We start from the raw sequence: 26,497 nt of genomic DNA on the forward strand, positions 1-26,497 counted from the left end.
CTTTTGTCTCGAGAATGTTCCGGGGCAAAGCCCGCGTCGCACGCTGCTCACTCCTTGAGTCGGGGCCGATCCTGAGGAGCGAACCGCCTGCGACTCAAGCCACGTGCAAACCTTGCGGGCCTAGCCGCGTTCGGCCGGGGCCGAAGACAGCTCAAACGGGCTGCTGCTGCGGCGCTGGTTGCGGTCTTCGCGAGGCGTAGCGCCAAAGAAGTTGCGATAGGCACTGGAGAAATGCGGCCCGGAAGAGAAACCGCACGACAAACCGATCTGAATGATCGACTTGCTGGTTTGCATCAGCATTTGTCGCGCCTTGTTCAGACGCAGCTCAAGGTAATACTGGCTTGGCACGCGATTGAGGTACTGCTTGAAGATCCGCTCCAGTTGCCGACGGGAGACACAGACGTGCTGGGCAATTTCATCGGTGGTCAGCGGCTCTTCGATATTGGCCTCCATCAACAACACGGCTTGGGTCAACTTGGGATGACTGGAGCCAAGACGGTTCTGCAACGGAATGCGCTGACGCTCTCCCCCCTCACGAATACGCTCCACCACCAACTCTTCAGATACCGCTCCCGCCAGCTCGGCCCCATGATCACGAGCCAGCACCGCGAGCAGCAGATCCAGCACCGACAACCCGCCGCAGGCACTCAAACGATCACGGTCCCAGTCAAACAAATGGCTGGTGGCGATCACCTTGGGGAAGCGCTCGGCAAAGTCATCCTGCCAGCGCCAATGCACCGCAGCCCGATAACCATCAAGCAGGCCCAGTTGCGCCAAGGGGTAAACCCCGGCCGAAAGCCCGCCTATCACACAGCCAGCACGCACCAGCTGTTTGAGCGCACTGCTCAAGGCCGGCGCTATGCCGCCTGGCGGCTCATCAGCCAGCAGGAACAGTTTCTGACACCCTTCGAGCTTGCCGGCCCACGGCTCACCGGGTAACTGCCAGGCACCCTCGGCAGGTGGTTCGGCCTGCAAGAAAAGCAGTTCGTATACGACTTCAGGATGCACGCGCTGAGCAACACGCAACGCTTCCTCTGCCAGCGCCAGAGTCAAGGCTTTGGTGCTGGGCCAAATGAGGAAACCAATTCGATGGGCGGTCATAGCGTGCTATCCGGAACGAAAACGGGGGGATAAAAACCAAATGCGCCAAACACCCAGCCTAGGCCAGCTGCGCAGGATGCGGAGCATGACCTATTTTGGTGCACAACGGCAGTCTTAAGAGTGCGGTTATTTCAGGCTGCCAGACAGGAACTGCTGCAGTCGCTCGCATTGCGGGTTGACCAGCACCTCACGCGGGTTGCCACTTTCTTCAACGATGCCCTTATGCAGAAATACCAACTGGTTCGACACTTCGCGGGCAAAGCCCATTTCGTGAGTTACCACCACCATGGTCCGGCCTTCCTGAGCCAGGTCCTGCATCACCTTCAATACATCACCGACCAGCTCCGGGTCGAGGGCTGAGGTCGGCTCGTCAAACAACATGACTTCGGGCTCCATCGCCAGCGCACGGGCAATGGCCACGCGCTGCTGCTCACCACCGGACATGTGCCCCGGGTAAGCGTCCTTGCGATGAGCAACACCGACCTTGTTCAGGTAATGCTCAGCCTTGTCCCGCGCCTCGGACCTGGACATGCCCAGTACATGCACCGGCGCTTCCATGATGTTTTCCAGCGCCGTCATGTGTGACCACAGATTGAAATGCTGAAACACCATCGACAGCCGCGAACGCATGCGCTGCAACTGCTTGGGATCAACAGCCTTGAGCGCGCCGTCCTTGTTGGCAACCAGCCTGAGCTCTTCACCATTGAGGAGGATTTTGCCGGCATGCGGCTGCTCGAGCAGGTTTATGCAACGCAAAAAGGTGCTTTTGCCTGAACCACTGGAACCGATGATGCTGATGACATCGCCAGCTTTGGCGGCCAGAGACACACCTTTGAGCACTTCGTGACTGCCATAGCGTTTATGCAGGTCTTGGACTTCAAGTTTGTACATGCTGTCGGTTCTCACAAAAACAGTCAGTCGTTGAGCAAGCGCCCGTGACGCAAAGGCTCGCGCCCCGCCACTTTGGCCAGCCAGAAACCGGGTTGGGCATAACGCAGTCGCTCAACGGCAAATAATACGCCGGCCGTGCCTGCGCATACCGTACTGACCCGGTCAGATAAAGGATCAATCACTTCAAACAGCGGCTCGCCGGCTTCAACCCAGGCGCCCGCCGGGCGTAAAAAACTCACCACACCGGGGTGCGGTGCAAACAACAACTCAGTCCCTTCAAAAGGCACACCTTCACAGGCTTCGTACTGTGGCTCAGGCCAGTCCCCGGAGATCAGGCCCTGCTCGGCCAGAAACGCCAGAATACCTTCAGCATAGGCTTCGGCTTCTGCTCGCCCGGTGTCTGCCTGCCCACCCAGCTCAAGGGTGGTGGCCATGCAGGCCAAAGGAATCTGCGCCTCGCCGAACTCGCGCTGCAACCGCAGCCACGGCAAAGAACAAGCCTCATCGAACGAACTCCCGCCCGAATCCTCGGCGAGCAAGCCAACCCGCATATTCAAATGCGCTGCCAGCGAACGCCATTGCGGCCAATGCTGAGGCAAGGCATACATGTGCAATGCGGCTTCCGCGTCGCAATGCAGGTCGAGCACGATATCGGCGTTACAGGCATGGCTCAGCAAGACGCGCTGCATGCCCTGGAGCTGATTGGCCGCTGGTGGCAGTTCAGCCAGCACCTCCAGCATCGTCTGACGAATCAAACGGATATTGGCATGCGGGTCATCGCCCAATCGCCCTTGCAGCCTGTCCGCCACCGGCTCACTCAACTCAACGAAATCGCGGTTGAAGTTCTTGCCACTGGAGTACTCGAAGCGCCCCTGATGACTGCCCTGCAATAGCTGACCAAGGCCCAGCGGATTGGCCACGGGCACCAATTCGATCACACCGTTCAGGGCACCCAGAGCCTCAAGCTCGGCCAGGCGTTTTTTCAGTTCCCAAGCGCAGCGCATGCCCGGCAGCTCGTCCGCGTGCAGACTTGCCTGAATGTAAGCCTTGCGCTCGCCGACACCGAAACGAAACACCGACAACCGGCGCTCACTGCCCAGGCTGCTCCACGGCAACAGATGATCGATCCGTTCCATGGGTCAGGCCTTGCGCGGGGCCATATAGCCCAGCCAGCGGCGCTCGGCCAGTTTAAACAGGCGCACCAGAATGAAGGTCAGGCACAGGTAGATGACACCCGCGGTGATGTAGGCCTCGAACGGCAAGTAATACTGCGCATTAACGGTACGAGCAGCCCCGGTGATGTCGATCAGGGTCACGATGGACGCCAGACTGGTGGTCTGCAGCATCATGATCACTTCGTTGCTGTATTGCGGCAACGCCCGGCGCATGGCCGATGGCAGCAGGATACGGCGATACATTTTGGCGCGTGACATGCCCATCGCCTTGGCCGCTTCGATCTCGCCATTGGGTGTGGCCTTGAGGCTGCCGGCAATGATTTCAGCGGTGTAGGCGCTGGTATTGATAGAAAATGCCAGGCACGCGCAAAAAGTTGCACTGGACAGCAACGGCCACAGGACGCTCTCGCGTACCGCTTCGAACTGAGCCAGCCCGTAGTAGATCAAGAACAGCTGCACCAGCATCGGCGTGCCACGGATCACGTAAGTGAACAACCAGGCCGGAAAGTTGACCCAGGCATTTTTGGATACCCGCATCAGCCCCAGCGGGAGCGCTGCCAGCAAACCGAAAAACAGCGAGATACCCAACAGCTTCAGGGTCTCCAGCATTCCGTTCAGGTACAGCGGCATGCTGTCCCAAATGACGTTGTAGTCGAAGATCATAGATCAGCCGCCCTTACGCCTACCGAGTAGCGCTTCTCAAGTTGTCGCAATGCCAGCAGCGAAACACTGGTCAGTACCAGGTACATCGCTGCAACGGCCAGGAAGAAGGTGAACGGCTCGCGAGTGGCATCTGCCGCCTGCTTGGCCTTGAACATCATGTCTTGCAGGCCGACCACCGAAATCAGGGCCGTGGCCTTGGTCAACACCAGCCAGTTATTGGTAAACCCGGGAATCGCCAGGCGAATCATCTGTGGCACCAACACCCGGAAGAACACCTGAAAACGACTCATGCCATACGCCATCCCGGCTTCGGCCTGACCCTTGGGGATCGCCATGAAGGCCCCACGAAAGGTCTCGGACAGGTAGGCACCGAAGATGAAGCCGAGGGTGCCGATACCGGCCGCCAACGGATTCAAATCAATGTAGTCGTCGTAGCCCAGCATCGGCCCGACGCGGTTCAGCAAGTCCTGGCCGCCGTAGAAAATCAGCAGGATAAGTACCAGATCGGGAATCCCGCGGATTACCGTTGAGTACAAATCGCCCAGCCAGGCCAGCCAGCGCACTGGCGACAGGCGCAATGAAACACCAATCAGACCTAGAACTATGGCCAGGGCCATGGACGACAAGGCGAGCTGAAGCGTCAGCCAAGCGCCATCGAGGATGACAGCCCCGTAGCCTTTCAACATGATTCAGGTCCTCGAAAATTAAGATGAAAAAATGGCGCAAACTTCAGAAACTCTGCTGCTTGCGCCATTTCGGACGTACCGCTGCGATGTATTACTGACCGTAAATATCGAAGTTGAAGTATTTGTCCTGGACTTGCTTGTATTTGCCGTTCGCACGAATGGCATCAATGGCAGCGTTGATCTTGTCTTTCAGGGCGTCGCCCTTGCGCACAGCGATACCCACGCCATCACCAAAGTATTTGACGTCGGTGAACGCTGGACCTGTGAACGCAAAACCTTTGCCGGCGTCGGTTTTCAGGAAACCGTCTTCCAGCAAGGTGGCATCGGCCACGGTGCCATCAAGGCGACCGGCCTGCACGTCAAGGTAGATTTCGTTCTGCGAACCGTAAGGAACAACGGTGGCACCTTTAGGCGCCAGCACTTCCTTGGCGAAACGGTCATGGATCGAACCACGCTGCACGCCGATTTTCTTGCCCTTGAGCTCATCAAGGCTGTCACCGACCACTACGCCTTCCTTCATCACCAGACGTGCCGGTGTGAGGTAGTACTTGTTAGTGAAGTCGACAGACTTTTTACGGTCTTCGGTAATGGACATCGAGGACAGGATCGCGTCGATCTTGCGCACTTTCAGTGCCGGGATCAGACCATCGAATTCTTGCTCGACCCAAACGCACTTGACCTGCATCTGCTCGCACAGCGCGTTACCGATGTCGTAGTCAAAGCCCACGATACTGCCATCCGGCGCTTTGGAAGCGAACGGAGGGTAAGCGGCTTCAATACCAATTTTCAGAGGTTTTTGATCAGCGAAAGCCTGCAGGGACAGCACGGACAGTGCCAGGGCGCCAAGAAGCACGAGTTTCTTCATCTTAGGACTCCATCGGTAAGGGCAATAAATGCAGAGTGAGCAAAAGCCCAATGTGCGGAGGTTAAACCGGGAATGCGGCGCCACGTCCTACTGGCGTTGCACTGTGAACAGTACAACATCGACGAGCGAGTGATCGGCATTCTAACGACAGGCTTCAAGCCGTTATTTCTTCAATGCGACAACAAATTACAGATGCACCGAGAAAGGCGACCCCAAGCGTTGACAGCTCTTCAAATTTATGCAAGAGCAAAAGACATAGAACCTATGTGAGTTGCAAATAGCGGGCCTATTATTCGCAAAGCCTTCTATTCCGGCAAGTGTAGCGTTTCATCTTATTCACATACGCACTTAAAACAGCTCTAAAACAGTGCTTTGGGTGTAGCAAGGCCCCGTTTTCGTGCGCACGGTTACACCGTCGGTAACACCACCCTCCACCTCGCGCCTGCAGAGGTAAGACGCAGCACATCTTCCGCCCAGCAAAAAGCCCCGCCCGGCATGACCGGACGGGGCTCCATGAAGTACAGCTGGTGTTACGCGGCGTTCATCGACTTGTGCGTCTCGATCAAATGCTGCACCACACTCGGATCGGCCAGGGTCGAAATATCGCCCAGCCCTTCATATTCACCGGTGGCAATCTTGCGCAGGATGCGACGCATGATTTTGCCGGAGCGCGTTTTCGGCAACCCCGGCGCCCACTGAATGACATCCGGCGAAGCAATCGGACCGATCTCCTTGCGCACCCAGTTTTTCAGCTCAAGACGCAACTCCTCGCTCGGCGCTTCCCCGCCATTGAGGGTGACATAGACATAAATCCCCTGCCCCTTGATATCGTGAGGCACACCGACAACCGCCGCCTCTGCCACTTTGGGGTGAGCCACCATCGCGCTTTCGATTTCGGCGGTCCCCATGCGGTGACCCGAAACGTTGAGCACGTCATCCACGCGCCCGGTAATCCAGTAGTAACCGTCTTCGTCACGACGCGCGCCGTCACCGGTGAAGTACATGCCACGGAAAGTCTTGAAATAGGTATCGACGAAACGGTCGTGATCGCCATACAGCGTTCGTGCCTGACCCGGCCATGAATCCAGGATGACCAGATTACCCTCGGCCGCACCTTCTATAAGGTTGCCCAGGTTATCCACCAACGCCGGTACCACACCGAAAAACGGACGTGCCGCAGAACCCGGCTTGAGTGCGTGCGCACCCGGCAGCGGACTCATCATGCAGGCGCCGGTTTCGGTCTGCCACCAGGTATCAACGATCGGGCAACGCTCTTTGCCGACAGTGGTGTAGTACCAGTTCCAGGCCTCCGGATTGATCGGCTCGCCTACCGACCCCAGCAAACGCAAACTGGAGCCGTCAGCGCCCTTCACCGCTGCCTGGCCTTCAGCCATCATGGCGCGAATGGCGGTAGGCGCGGTGTAGAGGATGTTGACCTTGTGCTTGTCGACAATCTTCGAGACACGGGTGATATCCGGATAGTTCGGCACCCCTTCAAACAATACGGTGGTCGCACCATTGGCCAGCGGCCCGTACACGATATAAGTATGGCCCGTGACCCAGCCCACGTCGGCGGTGCACCAGTAAACCTCACCCGGACGGTAATCGAACACGCGCTCATGGGTCAGCGCCGCATACAGGAGATAACCGCCCGTCGTGTGCTGCACGCCCTTGGGCTTGCCTGTGGAGCCGGAGGTATAAAGGATGAACAGGGCCTCTTCAGCACCCATCTCTTTCGGGGCGCAATGGGTCGAAGCCACAGCCATCAGATCGTGGTACCAGATGTCACGGTGCTTGTACCAGGCGATATCACCACCTGTGCGCTGGAACACAATGATCTTCTGCACGCTGGAAGTGTCGGGGTTGGTCAGTGCCACGTCGACATTGGCTTTGAGTGCCGTGCGCTTGCCACCACGCAGGCCTTCGTCAGCCGTAATCACCACTTTGGATTTGCAGTCGATGATCCGGCCTGCCAGTGCTTCGGGAGAAAAGCCGCCGAAGACCACCGAATGGATGGCACCGATGCGGGTACACGCCAGCATGGCGACCACGGCTTCGGGAACCATCGGCATATAGATCGTCACTACGTCACCGCGGTGAACGTCCTGGCCGCGCAAGGCGTTGGCAAGCTTGCAGACTTCTTCATGCAGCTCACGGTAGGTAATGTTGCGCTGCTCGGAAGGGTCGTCGCCTTCCCAGATGATCGCGATCTGGTCACCGCGCTCGGCAAGGTGGCGGTCCAGACAGTTGTAGGAAACGTTGAGAGTCCCGTCAGCGAACCATTTGATATCGACATGATGGTCATCGAAAGAGGTTTGCTTGACGGTAGTGAAAGGCTTGATCCAGTCGAGACGCTTGGCTTGCTCGCGCCAGAAACCATCGGGGTTGACGACGGATTGCTGGTACATCGCCTTGTAGGTCGCCTCATCAGTCAGCGTATTGGCTGCGACTTCAGGGCGTACGGGATACAGGGAAGCGGCACTCATGTTTCATACCTCAATGTTTGTAGTTGTTGTTTTATGACCCTGTTGTAGCCGGGCCAAGGCCTGAGAACCATTCGACGTTGGTAGTAAGAAACACGTAGAAAAACCGTGGTTTTTCTTGCGAAGGCTCAAGAACAGCACTTGCAGCGTTTCAGCGTTCAGCACAACACCGACACACCCTCACTACGCCCTCCCGTTTTCAACGATTGTTACGGAATCTGTCAACAGTCTTTATCAAAACCCCCTCTATATGCCTGCCCGGCACAGGCCTAAAATTCATCTCGCCAACCAAGGCACTGCGATTAACGCAAGTTACAGCCCCCACGAAGGCATGTTTAGTCGCTCTTAACTACTTCAGTTTCACACGTAGCCTCACAAGGGCTGCGTGACCCCACTCGCCCCAAAAACAGGTAATCAAGAAATGAAAGCGTTGTTAGTTCTGGCCCTCAGCAGTGTGTGCTTTACCGCCATGGCTGATGAAGTGAACACTCAAGTTTCCAGCCAGCAACCTGCCGTTGAACAGTATTCCTACTCTTCGGAACTGGATATCGCCAAAGTGATTTCCATGAGCGAAATCCCGAGTGTGTGCGAGGTCGTACCGGCCCAGATGGTCTACGAAGACTCTCAAGGCAAGCAGCACACCTTGGAATATCGCGTGATGGGCAACGGCTGCTCCAACGGTTGATTGATTACCTGAACATAACAATCAACTCACGTAATTAAGCGATCCCCCATGGCGCTTAACTGCAACTTTCAATGCAACTTGATGGCCGTTGAACAGTTGCCTGCCTGCGCCTTTATCGCCAGGAACTATTAAATGAAACGCTCTTATCTTTTGGCTTTAAGTTTGTCCGTTCTCGCCAGCGCCGCCTTTGCCGCTGACGGTTATGACCGCACCCACTCGGCTTCTTTTGCCGAAGATGGCTACGACAACACCCGCTCGGCTTCTTTTGCTGAAGACGGCTACGACAACACTCGCTCGGCCGGCTTTGCTGAAGACGGCTACGACAACACCCGCTCGGCCGGCTTTGCTGAAGATGGCTATGACCGTACCAACGGTGCTCGTCTGAGCTGATAAACCCCGTGAGCCTGATGCCCGGTTTCGACCGGGCAGCGCCCATCTCCCCCTTCAACACGCAGCACCGGCCACAATCAAACCACCGTCATTCGACATTCCTGATCTGCTGCGAAAAGACTTGCTTTCGCCCAAAGCCGCGCCCAGCCTAAGCCATACACACCCCTCGCAAGATTTAGGGCATTTCGTCGCACGCCTCGAAAAAAAACTGGCTGAAATACCCTGTGCAAAAGCCGTATACTGGCGCCTTCAAACGAGCTTGATTTATCCCTTTAAAGGGCTATAACCCCACGCTGCCCGGCCCTCTCGGGCAAGGTTGAGATGCACAGACCGATGCATCCCCTCAGCAGCGCTAATGGGCAAGCCAATCAACACATTCATGTTTTTGCGTGAGCACACCGCTACTGCAAGCAACATTTCTTAGATCCAAGTGGCCTTATGGCCGTGTGACAACCAATCATCAGTGTTACCACACGGGCACAGGCCCTCACGCAGGAGACGACACGTCATGCTGAGCTGGGACGAATTCGACAAAGAAGACGAAGGCGAAGTCGCCGTTAAAGGCGCCAACGCAGGCCACGCAACTGAAGCCAACATGGACCGCCTCGACGCCGCTGGCGGCGTAGCAGCCCAGGAAGCCCGTGCCGTAACGGCCACCGACTCGGCAGCGATCATTCGCGCCAAGGCCGCACTGGATAACCTCGACGTGGCTGAAGGCCTGGCCGAACTCGAAGGCGCCAGCGCCCGCGTTGCCGTTGACGAAAAGATGATGATCAACTGCCGCGCCGACCTTAACCAGCTCGTACCGTTCAAGTACGACTGGGCCTGGCAGAAGTATCTGGACGGTTGCGCAAACCACTGGATGCCGCAAGAAGTCAACATGACCGCCGACATTGCCCTCTGGAAAAACCCGGAAGGCCTGACCGACGACGAGCGTCGCATCGTGATGCGCAACCTGGGCTTCTTCTCCACCGCCGACTCCCTGGTTGCCAACAACCTGGTGCTGGCCGTGTACCGCCTGATCACCAACCCCGAGTGCCGCCAGTACATCCTGCGCCAGGCGTTCGAAGAAGCGATCCATACCCACGCCTATCAGTACTGCATCGAATCGCTGGCCATGGATGAAGGCGAGATCTTCAACATGTACCACGAGATCCCGTCGGTCGCCAAAAAAGCCACCTGGGGCCTGAAATACACCCGCTCGATCTCCGATCCGAAGTTCGAAACCGGCACCGTCGAAACCGACAAAGAGCTGCTGCGCAACCTGATCGCCTACTACTGCGTTCTGGAAGGCATCTTCTTCTACTGCGGCTTCACCCAAATCCTGTCGATGGGTCGCCGCAACAAGATGACCGGCGTCGCCGAGCAGTTCCAGTACATCCTGCGCGACGAATCCATGCACCTGAACTTCGGCATCGACGTGATCAACCAGATCAAAATCGAAAACCCGCACCTGTGGGACGCCGAAATGAAGGAAGAAGCTTCGCAGATGATTCTGCAGGGCACCCAGCTCGAAATCGAATACGCGCGCGACACCATGCCGCGCGGCGTGCTGGGCATGAACGCGGCCATGATGGAGGACTACCTCAAATTCATCGCTAACCGCCGCCTGTCGCAAATCGGCCTGAAAGAAGAATACCCGGGCACCACTAACCCGTTCCCATGGATGAGCGAAATCATGGACTTGAAGAAAGAGAAAAACTTCTTCGAGACACGGGTCATCGAGTACCAGACTGGCGGCGCTTTGAGCTGGGATTGATCTCCGGCCTGGCGATACGCTGAACAAGAGGGCTGCCTGCGGGCAGCCCTTTTTTTCGGCTGGCTTTTATCAGCCATGATCGAAATCTTCGACGCGGGGCACCTCCTGAAACACCCGAAAAAGCAGAATGAAAGCAGATTTCACCGGCCAGCACTCATCAACAAATTGAGTTTGATCCGCGCTAAAAACAACTGTATAAAAACACAGTGTTTTTTTCAAGACGACTCAGCCCCGGAGAATCCCCATGCCTCATTCAGCCATGCGCAGCACGTTCGAACGCATCATCATTAATCAATTTACGCCACTGCACTGCGCGCAAGCTCGCGAAATGCTTGGCTGGAACTTCGAGCAACTGAGCGAGCAATCAAAAGTCTCAGTGCCGGCCATTCAACGCTTCGAAGCCGGAGAGCCGGTGCGCGACGTCACCCGGCTGGCGCTGGCTTATAGCCTGGAAGCCGAAGGCCTGGTGTTCTTTCCAGGATTTGCTCCCGGGCGCGGCGGCAATATTCGTGGCACCACACCAGACCCAATGGGCCGTGAAGACTTCGCCCTGATCGAGTAATCCTCGCTGCATAGCCCCTGTATAGCTGCAACAGGGGCCTCTCTCAGCCATATCGCGACAATGAGTACAGGCAGATACCGAGTGCATGCAATGCCATGTCGACATTCAGCTGATGCAACGACGCTCGGCCGATATTTCGGGGACGTCCTCACGCTGCATGTATACCCGCAAGGGTTCGGTAAGGTTCAGGCGGTCGTCGATATTCTGATCCAGCAACAACTGAATCAACTCTCGCTTGAGAGTCATGGTGTGGGCAATGCCGGGCTGCCAGACAAACTCGCGCGCGGGCGTAATGGAGTCATCCGCAACGTCCATCCCGAAGGAATCCTCACTAAAACGAACAATGTGGCGGCCTGTCTTACGATTGAAACCAACAAAACCGTTAAGTAGATCAGCGGCCTGACAGATCAACTGCGAAGTGATGCGCATGGTAAACCTCACTGACGAGCCTGGAAGGCTCAAATGACGATGGTTTACACACAAGGCTTCGCACGCATCCCTCTGCCGGGAATGCTGATGAGTTCAAGAATACTGCACAAGCAGGCGCAATAGCGCTGAATAATAAAATACAGTGCAGCCTGCCTGCGAGCACTCAGCCCCTGAGTACGGTTGACCGCCAGCCCCGCTCACTGTCTTTTTCAATACCAAGGACCTCAACGATGCCTCTCCCCTTTGCCAAGAGCGCTCTTCTGCTAAGTCTGCTGCTGGTCATGTCCGGCCCGCACGCAGCCAGCGCGCCAGCCTCCTCTGCAGCCACGCTGACCAATGCCCACGGTATCCCGCTACCTGCCGTTATTGCTCATCGTGGAGCGTCTTTCGATGCACCTGAATCCACAGCGCCAGCCTACATGCTCGCCCGCGACCTGGGTGCCGATTACCTGGAAATGGATTTGCAGCGCAGTAAAGACGGCGTGCTCTTTGCGCTGCATGACAACAGCCTGTTGCGCACCACCGATGTCGCCAAAAAATTTCCGGAGCGTAAAAACAGCCCGGCCAGTGCGTTCACCCTGGCCGAACTGAAAACCCTGGATGCTGGCAGCTGGTTCAACCAGGCCTATCCGGAGCGCGCTCGACCGTCGTATGTCGGGCTGCAAATCCTGACCCTTGATGAAATCATCGATATTGCCCAAGGCAACCCGCAGCACAAGCCGGGCCTGTACATTGAAACCAAGGAGCCCCAGCAGTTTCCAGGTCTTGAGCACGACTTGAAAAACCAGCTGAGCGCACGCGGCTGGCTCAAGCCTGCGGCCTCAGCATCGGGCGATGCCCAACCGCAAACCGGCGAAGGCAAAGGTCGGGTCATACTGCAAACCTTTGACAAGAACAGCCTCGCGTTGCTGCAACAAGAAATGCCGGACACGCCCAAAATCCTTCTACTGTGGGTCGGTGAAGGGGGCATGGCGCCTGACAACACCGTCAGCTTCGCCAACTCCGGCGAGAAGGACAAAGCGGCGTACTACGCCAGACAGCAACCCAAGGACAAGGCCGAGTTCATTCGCTGGCTCGATATTGCCAAGAGCAACGGCGCCATAGGCACCGGCCCATCCGCAGCGTTGGCCCACGGCGGCGATCAGAGTTATTTCGATCTGATAAAACCCTGGATGAACAAGGCCACCCATGACAAAGGCCTGCTGGTACACGTCTACACCCTTGACCAGGCCGTGGACTTCAAGGCTGCCATGAATGCAGGTGTGGACGGCATCTTTACCAACCGTGCCAGCGAACTGCTCTCGTTCTACCAGCGTCCGCTGCCCCGGAGCGTTAACGAACTTCTGAAGCAGAATGGCTATTAACCCGTCTCATCCAGAGTTCCAGGGCTCACCGCTGAAATTAAGGATAAATTAAGTTGCGCCGGGTAATCTGAACCCACTTAAACAGTTCACCCCAAAGGGATTAAACATGAAAGCACTTAACGTAATGTTCGCCACTGTAGCCCTGACACTGACTGCCGGTCTGGCCCAGGCCGATGTGCGTCCTGACCAGATCCCGGAGCTGCTCAAGTCCGGTGAAATCACCTCGTTCGAGAAGCTTAATCAAGCGGCCATTGCCAAGCACCCAGGTGCAACTATCCTCGACACCGAGCTTGATCACTCCTACGGGAAGCTGGTTTATGAAGTTGAACTGCGTGACACCAAGGGTGTTAAGTGGGATGTCGATCTGGACGCCAAAACAGCTGAAGTCCTGCAAGACAAACAAGATACTTAAGTTCACCTGAACTTTATTAAACACCGCGCCCCTTTCTATAAAGGGGCGCGGTTTTTTTATGCCTTCTGTCTCGACGCTAATCCCATAATCCTTGCAGGTGCCCCCATCGACACCGCGCTCTGGCACGTTGAAGCAACTATAGCCTTTGCGCTGCTCACTGGTAGGTCCTGGCGGGCTGGGGCCTGGTATTAATCGCCACCTTTATGATCAGTCACCTGGAGTTGTTTGGTATCAAGCCGTCATTCAAGGACTTGGTTTGTGAGAAAACGCTGAGCTCCTCGTGGGTGACAAGTACCGGCACTATCAGAAACCGTCCGCATATTGCTGCACTTTCCAGGCCGCTAGCGCTGATAAATCTGTATTCGGACCCGGGATGGGTAGACACTGGCGCATTGATCCACGGTCAGCACCAAGCCGTGCCAGTAAAGCCCATCACGCACCGACAGAACCTCAGCATGAACACTCGCCTTTGCCTCTATGAAGACCTGATGCCCCTCCAGCGCGAACAACTGCGCATGCTTGAGGTTCACCCCGAACAGATCGTCTTCTCAGGGGATATTGTCTGCGCCCTGTATTCATTGCCTGCTCAGCCTGACCCCGCCATTAAAGGTTTTGTATTGCTGAACGATGAGCTGCCCGTGGCTTTTTTTCTCCTCAAGCGACGCGCTCTTCTGGCCCATTGGGCCGAACCAGACAGCGCCACGTTGCATGCCTTGCAGGTCGACAGGCGCGTTCAAGGCCAGGGGTTCGGCAAAGCCTGTTTGCGTGAGCTTCCTGCGGCAGTCAATAAGCTCTGGCCCGAGATTCGCCAATTGATGCTATCGGTCAGCCCTTTCAACGTTACAGCCCTGGCCTTTTACCAAGGCATGGGCTGGATTGAGCACGGCGAAGCCTACAGCGGCGAGCGACGCTTGGTATTGCCACTGGCAGACGCCATTGCCGATCCCCGACAAGCCGGCTAAGTCGGTTCAAAGGCGCTTTTTGACCGGTATCCATATCTCGAGCACACCCGCGCCTGTATGAGGGTCAAACTCGGCGCTGTACCGTTCAAACTCCGGTGCATCCACCGCTTCGAAACCTGATTGTGGCAACCAGTCTTTCCAGATCGCTTGCATGGTTTGCCGAAGGCCGGCCAGCGCCCCTTGATGCTCGAACACCGCATATTCCTGCGCAGGCAGCTCGACCCAGCGGTACTGCTCAGGCAAGTCATCGAGCTTACTGATGGCCACCCCTGCAATGTACTCAAACCCGCCCTGTCCATCCGGATGACAGCAGACTCCGTAGGTTTCGCAGCCTGTTTGTCCTGGGATAGTGCCGATATGGGGAAGCAGCTTTTTCCATAATTCGGGAATGCCACCCAGCGTGTCCTGAGTGAAACGCTCACCCAATCCCGCAATCAGCTGAAACGGCCCGTGGGTAAACCGTGGTTCCGGCAGCGCGAACTTCGTCATATCGTCCATACGGGGATACTCTGTAAATAAGTAGGCAATGTGGCTATGGAGTATAGGAAAAAACAAACATCACGCTTTATCCAGTTTTTTGCCTCACGGCACCTATACAAAAGGCCATCACCGGACGTATTGTCTGCTCCAGACCACCACAGTGGTCAACGTCGCTCGGACGGTTCCGGGCGCTTACGTACCAGAGGCACACATGGCAGACCAAGGTTCGCCGCGACGCTTTGCGCGCATAGATCGACTCCCCCCCTACGTATTCAACATCACCGCCGAATTGAAGATGGCCGCGCGACGTCGTGGCGAAGACATCATCGACTTCAGCATGGGCAACCCCGACGGCCCGCCCCCCCCGCATATTGTCGAAAAACTCTGCACGGTCGCACAGCGTGAAGATACTCACGGCTACTCGACATCCCGCGGGATCCCGCGTCTGCGCAGGGCCATTTCTCGCTGGTACGCCGATCGGTATGACGTTGAAATTGACCCCGAGCATGAAGCCATCGTGACCATCGGCTCCAAGGAAGGTCTTGCGCACTTGATGCTGGCCACCCTGGATCAAGGGGACACTGTGCTGGTGCCCAACCCCAGCTACCCGATTCACATTTATGGGGCCGTGATTGCCGGCGCCCAGGTGCGATCGGTCCCGCTGATTCCAGGTGTGGATTTTTTCGCCGAGCTGGAAAAAGCCATTCGCGGCTCAATCCCCAAGCCAAAAATGATGATTCTGGGTTTCCCGTCCAACCCGACGGCACAATGTGTTGAACTGGATTTTTTCGAGCGTGTGGTGGCCCTGGCCAAGCAATACGATGTGCTTGTCGTGCATGACCTGGCTTACGCCGATATCGTCTACGACGGCTGGAAAGCACCTTCAATCATGCAAGTGCCCGGCGCCAAGGATATTGCGGTGGAGTTCTTCACGCTGTCCAAAAGCTACAACATGGCAGGCTGGCGTATTGGCTTTATGGTGGGGAACGCTGAACTGGTCAACGCCTTGGCGCGGATCAAGAGTTACCACGACTACGGAACATTCACCCCGCTGCAGGTGGCGGCAATTGCCGCGCTGGAAGGCGACCAGCAATGCGTGAAGGACATTGCCGAGCAATATCGTCAACGCCGTAACGTTCTGGTCAAGGGTTTGCACGAACTGGGATGGATGGTCGAAAACCCGAAAGCCTCGATGTACGTCTGGGCGAAGATTCCAGAAGCCTATGCCCATCTCGGCTCACTGGAGTTTGCCAAGAAGCTGCTGGCGGACGCCAAGGTGTGCGTTTCACCGGGAGTGGGATTTGGCGAATACGGGGACGATCATGTGCGCTTTGCCCTGATCGAGAACCAGGATCGCATCCGTCAGGCCCTGCGCGGCATCCGCAGCATGTTCCGTGCGGACGGCGTGAGCGCCAGCTGACAAACGCTGATCACCGCTGTCGCAAGGCAGCGGTGATCGGTAGAGACTACCGCTGACCACGTCTGGCGACGCATTCAGCGGCAGTCGATTACAACGATCCGTTAAACCACCAGCGACAGCAGCAGAATAAAGATCAAACCGACGATCGACAGGATGGTTTCCATCGCTGTCCAGGTTTTGAAGGTTTCAGCCACGGTCATGTTGAAGTACTGCTTCACCAGCCAGAAACCCGCATCGTTCACGTGGGACAGGATCAACGAACCCGCACCGGTCGCCAGTACCAGCAACTCGCGATTGACACCCGGGATCAGATCCACCACCGGCAACACAATCCCCGCCCCGGTAATGGTCGCCACGGTTGCAGAACCGGTTGCGATACGAATGACCGCAGCCACCAGCCAGGCCAGCAAGATTGGCGAGATTTGCGCGTTCACTGCCATATGGCCGATCACATCACCCACACCACTGGCCACCAGCATTTGCTTGAAGCCGCCACCGGCACCAATGATCAAAATGATGGCCGCGGTCGGTGCCAAACTGGCATCGAGCAACTTGAGGATGCGCTTGGAGTCGATCCCTTGCTTGGCGCCAAAGGTATACAGCGAGAGCAACAGCGCCAGCAACAAGGCACTGATCGGGTGACCGATCATGTCCATCCAGACACGGAAGAAATTGCCATCCGGCAGGGCAACGTCGGCAAACGTCTTGAGCAACATCAGGAACACCGGCAACAGTACGGTTGCCAGGGTGATGCCAAAACTCGGCAGACTGCTGGACTCAGGCTCGCTCGCCAGTTGATCCACCAGTTCCTGGGAAGGGTTGCCTGGAATGTACTTGGCAATAAAGGTCCCGTAGATCGGACCCGCAATAATCGCCGTCGGCAACGCCACGATCAGACCATACAAAATGGTTTTACCGATATCGGCACCAAACACGCCAATGGCCAGCAGCGGGCCCGGGTGCGGCGGCACAAGGCCGTGTACCGCCGACAGGCCGGCAAGCAACGGAATGCCGATCTTGATCAGGGACACGCCAGTACGACGCGCGACGATAAAGACCAACGGAATCAACAGTACGAAGCCGATCTCGAAAAACAGCGGAATGCCCACCAGGAAGGCGGCGAACATCATCGCCCATTGCACCCGTTCCTTGCCGAAGGCACGAATCAGCGTGCGAGCGATCTGGTCGGCCCCACCGGAGTCGGCCATCATTTTGCCAAGCATGGTGCCCAGCGCCAGGATGATCCCGACAAAGCCCAGAACCCCACCGAAGCCGTCCTGAAACGATTTGATGATCTTGTCAGCAGGCATGCCGGCTGTCAGACCCAAAAAGGCGGAAGCAATAATCAGGGCAATAAACGGATGAAACTTGAAGCGAGTGATCAGTACGATCAGCCCGATAATGGTCACCACTGCATCAAGCAGTAGAAAGGTGTTTTGGGACATGCCTAGCATGGGGCGTCTCCTGCCTTGTTTTTGTTATAAAGTTCGAATGTGCAGCCGTAGCTGGCGCGGATAGCGCTATCTTTTTGAAGCAAAATCATAAGGTTGCCAGCAAGGTGTGCTCATGCCACCAATCACGGGCGGCACTGGCCAGTTGATCGATGTCCTGGACGGCTGCATTGAGTGTCAGTACGAGAGGTTCGCCAGACGGCGATTCAAGAGTAGCGAACTGGCTGTCGATCAGGGTCTTGGGCATGAAATGCCCCGGACGGTCAGCCACTCGCTCAGCCGCTACTTCAGGGGTGAGTTCCAGAAACACAAAGCCCAGCCCGCCCACGGCACCGCGCAGGCGCTCGCGATAACGCAGTTTAAGTGCCGAGCAGGTCAGAACCGGACGCTGGCCACTGGCAACGACTCGACGCAACTCATCGCACAGGCTGTCAAGCCAGCCGGCACGGTCTTCGTCGGTCAGAGGGATACCCGCACTCATTTTTGCAATGTTGGCCGCAGGATGAAACGCATCGCCTTCAATCGGGGTGGCGCCATTTAGCTGGCACAGCGCCTGGCTCACGCTGGATTTGCCACAGCCGGCAACACCCATGATGACCAGAGCAGTGATAGGTTGACTCATGAAACACCTCAGTCCGTAGACAGCGCTGTCTTTGTCCATGCGTTCAATACTTGAAAGCAAAGCACAAAGTCGGAGCTACCGACGTCTATTTCTCATTTTTGTGGGGAGACGCGGTGACGTTCTCGACATACAAAGCTGGGGGAGCAAACATACATACAATCAGGCAATTGCGGGTACGCTTGGACAGCGCTACCTTAGTGACTTGTTTTTTGTTTGGCAAGCCGCCCCGATGACCTCCTCTAAAAACGACAAAAATACCCGAACCACGGGCCGCCCTACCCTTAATGAAGTCGCACGACTTGCCGGGGTCAGTCCAATTACTGCATCGCGAGCTTTGCGCGGCATCAGTAGCGTTGCCACCGAGCTGGCAGAAAAGGTCCGCAAGGCCGCCGACGAACTGAACTATGTAGTCAATCCTGCCGCCCGGGCACTCGCTTCGGCGCAAAGCCACTCTGTTGTGGTTCTGGTTCCGTCACTGTCCAACCTGTTGTTTATCGACACCCTTGAAGCCATTCATGCCGTGTTGCGGCCCAAGGGTTTTGAAGTGCTGATCGGCAACTTTCACTATTCGCGCGACGAAGAAGAAAACCTGCTGCGCAATTACATGGCCTATCAACCTCGAGGCCTGCTGCTGACCGGCTTTGACCGCTCCGAAAGCTCTCGACTCATGATTGAAGCCAGCAATGTGCCCTGTGTATACATGATGGAGCTGGACAGTGGCGCCGGGCTGAACTGTGTCGGTTTTTCGCAGTTAAAGGCGGGCGAGACCGCAGCTCATCACTTGATCTCGCGCGGGCGCCGACACCTGGCCTACATTGGCGCGCAACTCGATCAACGTACGCTCTTGCGTGGCGAGGGCTACCGTCGCGCCCTGCAGGGAGCCGGGCTTTACAACCCGGAGCTGGAAGTACTGACCCCTCGCCCCTCCTCGGTAGGTCTCGGTGGCGAAATGTTTTTGCAGCTACTGGCGACTCATCCGCAGGTCGATGCGATCTTTTTCGGCAACGATGACCTTGCCCACGGAGCACTTCTGGAAGCGGCACGTATCGGCATCAAGATTCCTGAGCGAATCGCCATACTGGGCTTTAACGACCTGCCTTCCTCCGAGTTCATGGTGCCCCGCCTCAGCAGTATTCGTACGCCACGAGAAGCTATTGGTCGCCGAGCTGCCGAACAGATGCTCACACTCATGGCCGGTAACAGCGTGGCAAACCCCATACAGGACATGGGCTTTGAACTGATGGTCCGCGAAAGCAGCTAGTCCTGTCCTGAACTCCACCCGCTATAGCGCTGGCAAGCGAAGCACGCTTGAGGTCTGCCAGAAGGGCTATGTGCGGGGGCCGATCAGTGCAGCTGTAACGTCGAGTTGAACTGACTGATAGCATCGACCACGTGCCTGGAGCCCTGCTGGATCTCCAGGATCGCCTCCCCCGCCTCGTTGGCCAGTTCGACGCCCAATCCAGTTCGGCTCAGGCTCGACTGCATGCTGGTGACAGCACTTATCGATAAATCATGGTTTTTGCGCACCACTTCGACAATCTCGACGGTGGCAGCACTGGTTCGAGCCGCCAGGCTCCTGACCTCATCCGCCACAACGGCAAACCCGCGCCCATGCTCGCCAGCCCTGGCCGCCTCAATCGCGGCATTGAGCGCCAACAGGTTGGTCTGATCGGCAATCCCGCGAATGGTCTGAACAATTTTGCCAATAATTTCCGACTGCTTGTTCACAGCATCGATACTTTGCGCCGCTTCATTGAGATCCCTGGAGATGGCCTCAATGATTTGCACGGTCTGCTGAACCACCTGCGAACCTTTCTGCGCACAGGCGTCGTTTTGCACCGAGGTGGTGTGGGCCGATTCCGCGGCGGTCTGCAAGCTGGTCACTTGAGCTGTGATATTGCTGGCGAACTTCACCACTTTATACAACCGGCCATTGGTATCAAAAATCGGGTTGTATGAGGCTTCGAGGTAAACCGTTTGCCCGTACTTGTCGACCCGTTCAAACCGACGGGAATGATACTCCCCGCGATTCAGAGACGCCCAGAAGGCTTTATAACCGGCGGATTCACTCTCGCTGCGGCGGCAGAACAGGCTGTGATGCTGCCCTGCAATTTCGCTCAGTCCATAGTGCATGGTGTCGAGAAAGTTCTGATTGGCGTTTAGGACGCGACCGTCGGGGGAGAATTCGATCACCGCCATCGAGCGACCCAAGGCATTCACGATGCTCTGGTTTTCGTGCTCTTTGATGATCCGTTGGGTAATGTCCGAGGCCACTTTTATCACGCGAGTGACCTGCCGATCAGCATCGATAATCGGCATGTAACTGGCTTCCAGCCAGACCTCACGGCCGTTTTTGTCGAGCCGTAAAAAGGTCCCACTCAAGGCTTCGCCGTTTGCCAGGGCACGCCAGAAACGGGCGTACTCATCCCCTCTGGCATAAGCCTCTTCGCAAAAAATCCGATGATGCTTACCGCGAACCTCTTCAGCGGTGAACCCCATCACTCGGCAAAAATTATCGTTGGCCTCCAGGATGGTGCCATCGGGTGAGAACTCAATCATGGCCATGGATTGACTGATAGCCCGCACTTTGGCGGCCATGTCATTTAATGAAGTGTTTAGCCGCTGATTCTCAAGCAGGTCAGTTTTGCGATGCCGATTAAACATGGCTCAATCCCTGGAGTTACTGCACGGTTAATCATTCGCGCTAACGAAAGCACGATGAGCACGCTGGGGATTAAAGCATTCGCCCCTTCAAGAGGGAGCATAGACAGTCAAATAACACATGCAAGCCATTTGCCACCAGTGTGTGACGAAACGCTCATGTTCAGAAAAGTTAACAAATGGGGGATGTATTTTTTGTACAAAAGGAGGGGATCCTGGACTGAATCCCCCGGACAATCACTCAATGCCCAAACAAGCCGGTCTCGGTTTTTTTGCTCTTTTTGTCGGCGCGCTTTTCATCGGCGGTTTTAGCCGGTTTTTTCTTCGCGGCTTTTTTTGAATCCATGCCTTTTGCCATGTTATACGCTCCACTGTTCAGGGATGTAGAGTCAGGTATAACACTGATTGCACAGGAACTTTTATTTAAACGCCTTTATTTCATATAAGCGCGATAAAGCCGCAAATTAACCTCTCATACTCACTGATCCTCACCCGGCGTCACGATCAACACGCCCTGTTTGTATATACTGCGCGCCCAAGACCAAAGCCCGTGGACTTATGACTGCCATTGCTTACGCCCTGCTCGAAACACCCTTATGGCCTTTGATGAACAAGTTTTATCGGTCCCATCAGTCATCGATGAAAGCGAGTAAAGAGGCACAGTTGTGGGTCGCTCGCCAGGAGCAAATCATTGCAGGGTTGTGTTTGCGGCCGGCCGCCCACGGACACTGGTTGACCGGTCTGTTCGTCGCACCGGCATCCCGGGGACAAGGCATTGCCGCCAGACTGGTCAATTGCGCAGTGTCGGCCTGTGAAGGGCCTGTGTGGTTGTTCTGCGACCCTGAACTGCAAAAGTTCTATGAGGGCCTCGGGTTTAGCCTGGATGTCGAATTACCGTACGCATTGCACGAACGGCTGGTTCGCTATCAGCGCAACAAGGCGATGATAGCGATGCAGCTAACGCCTACTCCTTGATACCGGGTTCCAGGTCAGGGAACAGCACGTCGATAAAGCCGAACTTGTTGAAATCCTTGATTCGCGAAGGGTACAGGCGACCGATCAGGTGATCGCATTCGTGCTGTACCACCCGTGCGTGAAAATCTTCTGCCACTCGCACGATCGGCTCACCTTTCGGGGTAAAGCCTTCATAGCGAATCTTCTGATAGCGCTCGACCGCCCCACGTAATCCAGGCACAGACAGGCAACCTTCCCACCCCTCTTCCAGCGCAGGACTCAGCGGTGTGATCAGCGGGTTGATCAAAATGGTTTGCGGCACCGCTTCGGCGTCCGGATAACGCTCACTGTGTTCGAAACCGAAGATCACCATCTGCAGGTCAACGCCAATTTGCGGTGCTGCCAGGCCCACGCCGCCCACGTGTTCCATGGTCTGCAACATATCATCGAGCAACTGCCAGAGCTCCGGTGTGTCGAACATTTCGGCCGGCACCGGGCGGGCCACCTGCAACAGACGCTCATCGCCCATTTTCAAGATTTCACGAATCATAGTCAGGCTTCATCAGAAGTGGGTTTAAGGGAATGGTCACGGCCAAGACCGGAAACATGCTGTTTGGGGTCAGAGTCTTCGGACTCATCAAACGTTTTCTGCCCCGGGTCCTTGCCTTCAACTGACATGTGTTCGATCACGGCGTTCATTTCAGCGCCCAGCAGCAATACGGCGGCCGAAATGTAGAAATACAGCAACAACACAATAATTGCACCGATGCTGCCATACATGGCGTTGTAGTCCGCGAAGGTTTTGACATAAAAGGCAAAACCCAGCGACGCCACAATCCACACCACCACGGCCAGTACCGACCCGGGCGTGATAAAGCGGAATTTTTGCTCTACATCGGGCATCACGTAATAAATCACGGCCACCGCCACCATCAGCAACAGAACGATGACCGGCCACCGCAGAATCGTCCACAGGGTAACGACGAACTCCTCAAGCCCTACCTGCCCGGCAAGCCAGCTCATCACCTGCGGGCCGAGCACCATAAGCGCCGCCGCGGCCAGCAGCATTCCGGCAATCCCGACGGTGTAGAAGATCGACAGCGGGAAGCGCTTCCAGATGGGCCGCCCCTCAACCACATCGTAGGCCGCATTCATCGCGCTCATCATCAACCGTACACCGGCCGAAGCCGTCCACAGCGCAATCACGATACCCACCGACAACAATCCACCCTTGGACTGCTGCAATTGATCGATGACCGGGTTGACCTGCTCCAGCGCTTGAGGTGGCAATACCAGCTCAGATTGCAGGCGCAACCAGCTAAAGAAATCAGGCAGATGCAGGAAACCGATCAATGCAATCAGAAACAGAATGAACGGGAACAACGAGAACAACATTTGATAAGCCAATGCCGAGGCATAGGTCGACATTTCATCGTCGATAAACTCTTTGACCGTGCGGATCAAGACTTTGCCCAAGGGCAGGCCGTTCAAGACCGGAAAAAACATAGCGTCTCCTTTCGCCGCCTGTAAATCGCTTCAATACATTCAAGGGTGGGGTTTTACCTCAAAAGTGCCCGTGCTGGCGACTCTGGAAACACTTAATGCCTGAATCTGCAAAAACGGCCATCCCGGGGATGACCGTCTTGATCTGTTGCGGCAGATGCTATCAGGCTTCGTCTACAGTCTTTTTCACTGCATCTTTAACTTTACCGACCGCTTGCTGGCCTTCCCCTTTCAACTCCTGGGCTTTGCCCTCTGCCCGCAACTTATCGTTATCTGTCGCCTTGCCTACAGCTTGTTTGACATTGCCTACTGCTTCGTTCGCCATTCCTTTGATCTTATCGCCAGTGCTGCTCATGGGATTTCTCCTGATGAAATTTCGGAAGTCATAACATCGACCAACGTGTTGACTCACCCTTCCCGCGCAGAGTTTCATTTTTTTCTGTGATTCATTTCGTCGATCAACGCAGGTTGGGCTTTATGTTTGCCCGCGAACCCCCGAGAATGCGCGACGTATTCAGGCTATGGCGCTGAAGATCCAGAATTGTAGGAAGGTTATGAAACTCGATAAAAAGCTGGCCATTGCCCGCAGAAACCAGGAACTCGGCGGTGCGGTACTCGGCGTCAACAACTGCCATTTCGCAGCGCTGAACACCAACAAGAACATCTGGTGGTTCGATATTCCATTGGCCCGTCTGGCCATTGGTCAATACGAATGGGTGCATCTGTTGTTGCACACCCCAAGCACTGATGAGCTGCTGCATGTGAAGGTGACCACAGCATTCCTGCGGGAAAAGCGTGAAGGTATGGTCGTGCGTGCCACCCACAAACGCACGCCAACCATGAGCCTTGAGCTGAGCGCAGACAAAGACTCCTTCCTGCAGGACGTTCGTCCGACAGGTACCGGCGTTAATTTTGCGTCTTTCCTGCAAAAGTAAGCGACCGCCTCAATCGCTGGTCCCTGAAACGACAAAGCCCTGCATATGCAGGGCTTCGTCATTTCAGGGCAGGTTACTTCTTGAGGCCCAGCTTTTTCAGTTCCTCGTCACGCAACTCACGACGCAGGATCTTGCCCACGTTGGTGGTCGGCAGACTGTCACGGAACTCTACAACCTTCGGTACCTTGTAAGCTGTCACATTGGCGCGAATATGCGCCATGACTTCTTCCTTGGTCAGGTTGACGCCCGGTTTGGCGACAATAAAGACTTTGATCAGCTCACCGGTTTTCTCATCCGGAATACCAATCGCTGCTGATTGCAGCACCCCGGGCAACGACGCCAGTACGTCCTCCAGCTCGTTTGGATATACGTTGAAACCTGATACCAGAATCATGTCCTTTTTACGGTCAACAATGCGCATGAAACCATCGGGCTGGATGATTGCGATATCGCCCGACTTCAACCAGCCCTCACTGTCCATGATTTCAGCCGTTGCATCCGGACGTTCCCAATAGCCCTTCATAACCTGTGGGCCTTTGATGCACAGCTCTCCAATTTCACCGAGCGGCAACTCTTCACCGGCGTCATTGATCACTTTGCACAAGGTCGACGGAACCGGAATGCCGATAGTGCCGACCTGGATATTCTGGATCGGGTTGACCGTAGCCACGGGGCTGGTTTCGGTCATGCCGTAACCTTCGCAGATCGGGCAACCGGTCACGGTCTTCCAGCGCTCGGCCACCGACAGCTGCAACGCCATACCGCCTGACAACGTCACCTTGAGGGACGAGAAATCCAGCTTGCGGAAGGCTTCGTTATTACACAGCGCCACAAACAGGGTATTGAGACCGACAAAGCCGCTGAACTTCCATTTCGACAGTTCCTTGACCATGGCAGACAGATCACGCGGGTTGCTGATCAACACGTTGTGATTGCCGATCAGCATCATCGCCATGCAATGAAAGGTAAACGCGTAAATGTGATACAGCGGCAATGGCGTGATCAGGATTTCGCAACCTTCATTAAGGTTGGAGCCCATCAGCGCCTTGCACTGCAACATGTTGGCGATCAGGTTGCGGTGGGTGAGCATCGCGCCCTTGGCCACGCCGGTGGTACCACCGGTGTATTGCAGCACAGCAACGTCGCTGCTTTGCGGGCTGGCTTCGTTGACAGCCTGCCCTTGCCCCTTGCTCAGCACATCATTGAACTTGATGGCTTGGGGCAAGTGATAGGCAGGCACCATCTTCTTCACGTACTTGATGACACTGTTGATCAGTACGCGCTTGAACGGAGACAGCATGTCCGCCACTTCGGTGACGATCACATGCTTGACTGACGTTTGAGGCACAACCTTTTCGGCCAGATGCGCCATGTTCGCCAGGCACACCAATGCCTTGGCGCCCGAGTCATTGAACTGGTGTTCCATTTCCCGCGCGGTGTACAGCGGGTTGGTGTTGACCACGATCAAGCCGGCGCGGATGGCTCCGAACACAGCGATCGGGTATTGCAGCACGTTGGGCAACTGAACAGCGATTCGATCACCGGGTTGCAGGTCGGTGTGCTGCTGCAGGTAGGCGGCAAAGGCACCTGACAACTCGTAAAGCTCACCGTAGGTGAGGGTTTTGCCGAGGTTACTGAACGCCGGTTTGTCGGCGAAACGCTGGCAAGATTCCCGCAGTACCGTCTGAATGTTTTGATATTCATCCGGATTGATTTCAGCAGCAATCCCAGCTGGGTACTTATCCTTCCAAAAGCCTTCAATCATGGAAGCCCACTCCTCAGCGTCGCGAATTCTTCACCGCATTTGATGCGGTTATTATTTGTTTGATTTTTATAATGGATAGTTCTGGCTTTACCTACCGAGAAGTATCAAAGCGCGCCGAGAGTAGCAGCTTTGCCAAAGGCCGCCTAGAGCCAAAAGAAGGTGCAACAGTTACGAACCTGACTGTAGGACAATCTGAAGTCATAATTAGATCAAAAACTCTAATCTCGACAAAACCCCTCTAAACAGGGGGTTACAACGCATCACAAACGCTTTTTGTTT

27 protein-coding genes and 1 pseudogene are annotated in these 26,497 nt (G+C 55.8%); 11 read left to right on the forward strand and 17 right to left on the reverse strand.

The window, feature by feature from the left end:
* Positions 1-120 precede the first annotated feature (120 nt).
* The 7 genes from argR to acs form a co-directional block, all read right to left on the reverse strand.
* A complete protein-coding gene (gene argR, locus AWM69_RS04255; protein WP_131652738.1) occupies positions 121-1,101 on the reverse strand; it encodes a transcriptional regulator ArgR in 981 nt (326 codons plus the stop codon).
* A gap of 126 nt (positions 1,102-1,227) precedes the next feature.
* On the reverse strand, positions 1,228-1,992 hold the full coding sequence (locus AWM69_RS04260; RefSeq protein ID WP_218725844.1) for an ABC transporter ATP-binding protein: 765 nt from the start codon (positions 1,990-1,992) through the stop codon (positions 1,228-1,230).
* 23 nt (positions 1,993-2,015) lie between these two features.
* Positions 2,016-3,128, reverse strand: a complete 1,113-nt coding sequence (locus AWM69_RS04265; protein WP_218725845.1) for a succinylglutamate desuccinylase/aspartoacylase family protein — start codon at positions 3,126-3,128, stop codon at positions 2,016-2,018.
* A 3-nt stretch (positions 3,129-3,131) separates the two neighbouring features.
* Positions 3,132-3,830: an ABC transporter permease gene (locus tag AWM69_RS04270; RefSeq protein ID WP_131652736.1), complete on the reverse strand. Its 699-nt coding sequence runs from the start codon at positions 3,828-3,830 to the stop codon at positions 3,132-3,134.
* Positions 3,827-4,516, reverse strand: coding sequence for an ABC transporter permease (locus AWM69_RS04275; protein WP_048379081.1), 690 nt, complete (start codon positions 4,514-4,516; stop codon positions 3,827-3,829). Before AWM69_RS04275 ends, AWM69_RS04270 begins: the two co-directional genes overlap by 4 nt.
* Positions 4,517-4,607: 91 nt before the next feature.
* On the reverse strand, positions 4,608-5,381 hold the full coding sequence (locus tag AWM69_RS04280; protein ID WP_048379079.1) for an ABC transporter substrate-binding protein: 774 nt from the start codon (positions 5,379-5,381) through the stop codon (positions 4,608-4,610).
* A 530-nt stretch (positions 5,382-5,911) separates the two neighbouring features.
* Positions 5,912-7,867, reverse strand: a complete 1,956-nt coding sequence (acs, locus tag AWM69_RS04285; protein ID WP_131652734.1) for an acetate--CoA ligase — start codon at positions 7,865-7,867, stop codon at positions 5,912-5,914.
* 418 nt (positions 7,868-8,285) lie between these two features.
* Between acs and AWM69_RS04290 the strand changes: the two genes are divergently transcribed.
* From AWM69_RS04290 to AWM69_RS04305, 4 genes are all read left to right on the forward strand, one after another.
* Entirely contained in the window at positions 8,286-8,549 is a 264-nt protein-coding gene (locus AWM69_RS04290) for a DUF2790 domain-containing protein (protein ID WP_048379075.1), read from the forward strand.
* A 132-nt stretch (positions 8,550-8,681) separates the two neighbouring features.
* Positions 8,682-8,939: a heme utilization protein gene (locus tag AWM69_RS04295; RefSeq protein WP_131652733.1), complete on the forward strand. Its 258-nt coding sequence runs from the start codon at positions 8,682-8,684 to the stop codon at positions 8,937-8,939.
* A gap of 508 nt (positions 8,940-9,447) precedes the next feature.
* Entirely contained in the window at positions 9,448-10,698 is a 1,251-nt protein-coding gene (locus AWM69_RS04300) for a ribonucleotide-diphosphate reductase subunit beta (RefSeq protein ID WP_131652732.1), read from the forward strand.
* A 244-nt stretch (positions 10,699-10,942) separates the two neighbouring features.
* Positions 10,943-11,260, forward strand: a complete 318-nt coding sequence (locus tag AWM69_RS04305; protein ID WP_131652731.1) for a helix-turn-helix transcriptional regulator — start codon at positions 10,943-10,945, stop codon at positions 11,258-11,260.
* Positions 11,261-11,365: 105 nt separating this feature from the next.
* Here the strand turns inward: AWM69_RS04305 and AWM69_RS04310 are convergent, their stop codons facing one another.
* Positions 11,366-11,689, reverse strand: coding sequence for a DUF2025 family protein (locus AWM69_RS04310; protein ID WP_048379067.1), 324 nt, complete (start codon positions 11,687-11,689; stop codon positions 11,366-11,368).
* 230 nt (positions 11,690-11,919) lie between these two features.
* On the opposite strand from AWM69_RS04310, the gene AWM69_RS04315 reads away from it, so the two are divergent.
* From AWM69_RS04315 to AWM69_RS04325, 3 genes are all read left to right on the forward strand, one after another.
* Complete coding sequence (locus tag AWM69_RS04315; RefSeq protein WP_218725846.1) at positions 11,920-13,053, forward strand: glycerophosphodiester phosphodiesterase; 1,134 nt, start codon at positions 11,920-11,922, stop codon at positions 13,051-13,053.
* 106 nt (positions 13,054-13,159) lie between these two features.
* Positions 13,160-13,465 carry a PepSY domain-containing protein gene (locus AWM69_RS04320; protein ID WP_048379064.1) on the forward strand — a complete coding sequence of 102 codons (306 nt, stop codon included), beginning with the start codon at positions 13,160-13,162 and terminating at the stop codon, positions 13,463-13,465.
* Between the two features lie 455 nt (positions 13,466-13,920).
* Positions 13,921-14,427 (forward strand): N-acetyltransferase, encoded by a 507-nt coding sequence (locus AWM69_RS04325; RefSeq protein WP_218725847.1) that lies wholly within the window; start codon positions 13,921-13,923, stop codon positions 14,425-14,427.
* Between the two features lie 6 nt (positions 14,428-14,433).
* On the opposite strand, the gene AWM69_RS04330 is transcribed toward AWM69_RS04325, so the two are convergent.
* Complete coding sequence (locus tag AWM69_RS04330) at positions 14,434-14,925, reverse strand: GyrI-like domain-containing protein (protein ID WP_131652728.1); 492 nt, start codon at positions 14,923-14,925, stop codon at positions 14,434-14,436.
* Between the two features lie 193 nt (positions 14,926-15,118).
* Here AWM69_RS04330 and alaC point away from each other — a divergent pair, with 193 nt between their 5' ends.
* On the forward strand, positions 15,119-16,327 hold the full coding sequence (alaC, locus tag AWM69_RS04335) for an alanine transaminase (protein ID WP_218725848.1): 1,209 nt from the start codon (positions 15,119-15,121) through the stop codon (positions 16,325-16,327).
* A gap of 101 nt (positions 16,328-16,428) precedes the next feature.
* Here the strand turns inward: alaC and AWM69_RS04340 are convergent, their stop codons facing one another.
* Entirely contained in the window at positions 16,429-17,781 is a 1,353-nt protein-coding gene (locus AWM69_RS04340) for a GntP family permease (protein ID WP_218725849.1), read from the reverse strand.
* 85 nt (positions 17,782-17,866) lie between these two features.
* On the reverse strand, positions 17,867-18,400 hold the full coding sequence (locus AWM69_RS04345) for a gluconokinase (protein ID WP_131652725.1): 534 nt from the start codon (positions 18,398-18,400) through the stop codon (positions 17,867-17,869).
* A 229-nt stretch (positions 18,401-18,629) separates the two neighbouring features.
* Between AWM69_RS04345 and AWM69_RS04350 the strand changes: the two genes are divergently transcribed.
* Positions 18,630-19,661: a LacI family DNA-binding transcriptional regulator gene (locus AWM69_RS04350; protein WP_048379052.1), complete on the forward strand. Its 1,032-nt coding sequence runs from the start codon at positions 18,630-18,632 to the stop codon at positions 19,659-19,661.
* Positions 19,662-19,744: 83 nt separating this feature from the next.
* Here the strand turns inward: AWM69_RS04350 and AWM69_RS23075 are convergent, their stop codons facing one another.
* Positions 19,745-20,317, reverse strand: a complete 573-nt coding sequence (locus AWM69_RS23075; RefSeq protein WP_373274290.1) for a methyl-accepting chemotaxis protein — start codon at positions 20,315-20,317, stop codon at positions 19,745-19,747.
* Positions 20,294-21,064 (reverse strand): annotated as a pseudogene (locus tag AWM69_RS23080) (PAS domain-containing protein); the annotation flags it as partial. The gene AWM69_RS23075 and the pseudogene AWM69_RS23080, both read right to left, overlap by 24 nt.
* 555 nt (positions 21,065-21,619) lie before the next feature.
* Here AWM69_RS23080 and AWM69_RS04360 point away from each other — a divergent pair.
* On the forward strand, positions 21,620-22,036 hold the full coding sequence (locus AWM69_RS04360) for a GNAT family N-acetyltransferase (protein WP_131652723.1): 417 nt from the start codon (positions 21,620-21,622) through the stop codon (positions 22,034-22,036).
* Here the strand turns inward: AWM69_RS04360 and def are convergent.
* From def to AWM69_RS04375, 3 genes are all read right to left on the reverse strand, one after another.
* Positions 22,026-22,565, reverse strand: a complete 540-nt coding sequence (gene def, locus AWM69_RS04365) for a peptide deformylase (RefSeq protein ID WP_218725850.1) — start codon at positions 22,563-22,565, stop codon at positions 22,026-22,028. The two genes, AWM69_RS04360 and def, sit on opposite strands and share 11 nt — an antisense overlap.
* A 2-nt stretch (positions 22,566-22,567) precedes the next feature.
* Complete coding sequence (locus AWM69_RS04370) at positions 22,568-23,521, reverse strand: YihY/virulence factor BrkB family protein (protein WP_131652721.1); 954 nt, start codon at positions 23,519-23,521, stop codon at positions 22,568-22,570.
* A gap of 160 nt (positions 23,522-23,681) precedes the next feature.
* Complete coding sequence (locus AWM69_RS04375) at positions 23,682-23,873, reverse strand: CsbD family protein (RefSeq protein ID WP_131652720.1); 192 nt, start codon at positions 23,871-23,873, stop codon at positions 23,682-23,684.
* A 199-nt stretch (positions 23,874-24,072) separates the two neighbouring features.
* On the opposite strand from AWM69_RS04375, the gene AWM69_RS04380 reads away from it, so the two are divergent.
* Positions 24,073-24,453, forward strand: coding sequence for a hypothetical protein (locus AWM69_RS04380; protein WP_131652719.1), 381 nt, complete (start codon positions 24,073-24,075; stop codon positions 24,451-24,453).
* 73 nt (positions 24,454-24,526) lie between these two features.
* On the opposite strand, the gene fadD1 is transcribed toward AWM69_RS04380, so the two are convergent.
* Positions 24,527-26,218, reverse strand: a complete 1,692-nt coding sequence (fadD1, locus tag AWM69_RS04385; protein WP_131652718.1) for a long-chain-fatty-acid--CoA ligase FadD1 — start codon at positions 26,216-26,218, stop codon at positions 24,527-24,529.
* Positions 26,219-26,497 lie beyond the last annotated feature (279 nt).

The organism is Pseudomonas sp. D1HM, assembly GCF_019266105.1.
GTDB lineage: Bacteria > Pseudomonadota > Gammaproteobacteria > Pseudomonadales > Pseudomonadaceae > Aquipseudomonas > Aquipseudomonas taetrolens.

What these genes read in the sequence shown, in the direction of transcription:
- argR (WP_131652738.1), bottom strand. Translation starts at nt 1,101, where the DNA reads ATGACCGCCCATCGAATTGGTTTCCTCATTTGGCCCAGCACCAAAGCC.
- AWM69_RS04260 (WP_218725844.1), bottom strand. Translation starts at nt 1,992, where the DNA reads ATGTACAAACTTGAAGTCCAAGACCTGCATAAACGCTATGGCAGTCAC.
- AWM69_RS04265 (WP_218725845.1), bottom strand. Translation starts at nt 3,128, where the DNA reads ATGGAACGGATCGATCATCTGTTGCCGTGGAGCAGCCTGGGCAGTGAG.
- AWM69_RS04270 (WP_131652736.1), bottom strand. Translation starts at nt 3,830, where the DNA reads ATGATCTTCGACTACAACGTCATTTGGGACAGCATGCCGCTGTACCTG.
- AWM69_RS04275 (WP_048379081.1), bottom strand. Translation starts at nt 4,516, where the DNA reads ATGTTGAAAGGCTACGGGGCTGTCATCCTCGATGGCGCTTGGCTGACG.
- AWM69_RS04280 (WP_048379079.1), bottom strand. Translation starts at nt 5,381, where the DNA reads ATGAAGAAACTCGTGCTTCTTGGCGCCCTGGCACTGTCCGTGCTGTCC.
- acs (WP_131652734.1), bottom strand. Translation starts at nt 7,867, where the DNA reads ATGAGTGCCGCTTCCCTGTATCCCGTACGCCCTGAAGTCGCAGCCAAT.
- AWM69_RS04290 (WP_048379075.1), top strand. Translation starts at nt 8,286, where the DNA reads ATGAAAGCGTTGTTAGTTCTGGCCCTCAGCAGTGTGTGCTTTACCGCC.
- AWM69_RS04295 (WP_131652733.1), top strand. Translation starts at nt 8,682, where the DNA reads ATGAAACGCTCTTATCTTTTGGCTTTAAGTTTGTCCGTTCTCGCCAGC.
- AWM69_RS04300 (WP_131652732.1), top strand. Translation starts at nt 9,448, where the DNA reads ATGCTGAGCTGGGACGAATTCGACAAAGAAGACGAAGGCGAAGTCGCC.
- AWM69_RS04305 (WP_131652731.1), top strand. Translation starts at nt 10,943, where the DNA reads ATGCCTCATTCAGCCATGCGCAGCACGTTCGAACGCATCATCATTAAT.
- AWM69_RS04310 (WP_048379067.1), bottom strand. Translation starts at nt 11,689, where the DNA reads ATGCGCATCACTTCGCAGTTGATCTGTCAGGCCGCTGATCTACTTAAC.
- AWM69_RS04315 (WP_218725846.1), top strand. Translation starts at nt 11,920, where the DNA reads ATGCCTCTCCCCTTTGCCAAGAGCGCTCTTCTGCTAAGTCTGCTGCTG.
- AWM69_RS04320 (WP_048379064.1), top strand. Translation starts at nt 13,160, where the DNA reads ATGAAAGCACTTAACGTAATGTTCGCCACTGTAGCCCTGACACTGACT.
- AWM69_RS04325 (WP_218725847.1), top strand. Translation starts at nt 13,921, where the DNA reads ATGAACACTCGCCTTTGCCTCTATGAAGACCTGATGCCCCTCCAGCGC.
- AWM69_RS04330 (WP_131652728.1), bottom strand. Translation starts at nt 14,925, where the DNA reads ATGGACGATATGACGAAGTTCGCGCTGCCGGAACCACGGTTTACCCAC.
- alaC (WP_218725848.1), top strand. Translation starts at nt 15,119, where the DNA reads ATGGCAGACCAAGGTTCGCCGCGACGCTTTGCGCGCATAGATCGACTC.
- AWM69_RS04340 (WP_218725849.1), bottom strand. Translation starts at nt 17,781, where the DNA reads ATGCTAGGCATGTCCCAAAACACCTTTCTACTGCTTGATGCAGTGGTG.
- AWM69_RS04345 (WP_131652725.1), bottom strand. Translation starts at nt 18,400, where the DNA reads ATGAGTCAACCTATCACTGCTCTGGTCATCATGGGTGTTGCCGGCTGT.
- AWM69_RS04350 (WP_048379052.1), top strand. Translation starts at nt 18,630, where the DNA reads ATGACCTCCTCTAAAAACGACAAAAATACCCGAACCACGGGCCGCCCT.
- AWM69_RS04360 (WP_131652723.1), top strand. Translation starts at nt 21,620, where the DNA reads ATGACTGCCATTGCTTACGCCCTGCTCGAAACACCCTTATGGCCTTTG.
- def (WP_218725850.1), bottom strand. Translation starts at nt 22,565, where the DNA reads ATGATTCGTGAAATCTTGAAAATGGGCGATGAGCGTCTGTTGCAGGTG.
- AWM69_RS04370 (WP_131652721.1), bottom strand. Translation starts at nt 23,521, where the DNA reads ATGTTTTTTCCGGTCTTGAACGGCCTGCCCTTGGGCAAAGTCTTGATC.
- AWM69_RS04375 (WP_131652720.1), bottom strand. Translation starts at nt 23,873, where the DNA reads ATGAGCAGCACTGGCGATAAGATCAAAGGAATGGCGAACGAAGCAGTA.
- AWM69_RS04380 (WP_131652719.1), top strand. Translation starts at nt 24,073, where the DNA reads ATGAAACTCGATAAAAAGCTGGCCATTGCCCGCAGAAACCAGGAACTC.
- fadD1 (WP_131652718.1), bottom strand. Translation starts at nt 26,218, where the DNA reads ATGATTGAAGGCTTTTGGAAGGATAAGTACCCAGCTGGGATTGCTGCT.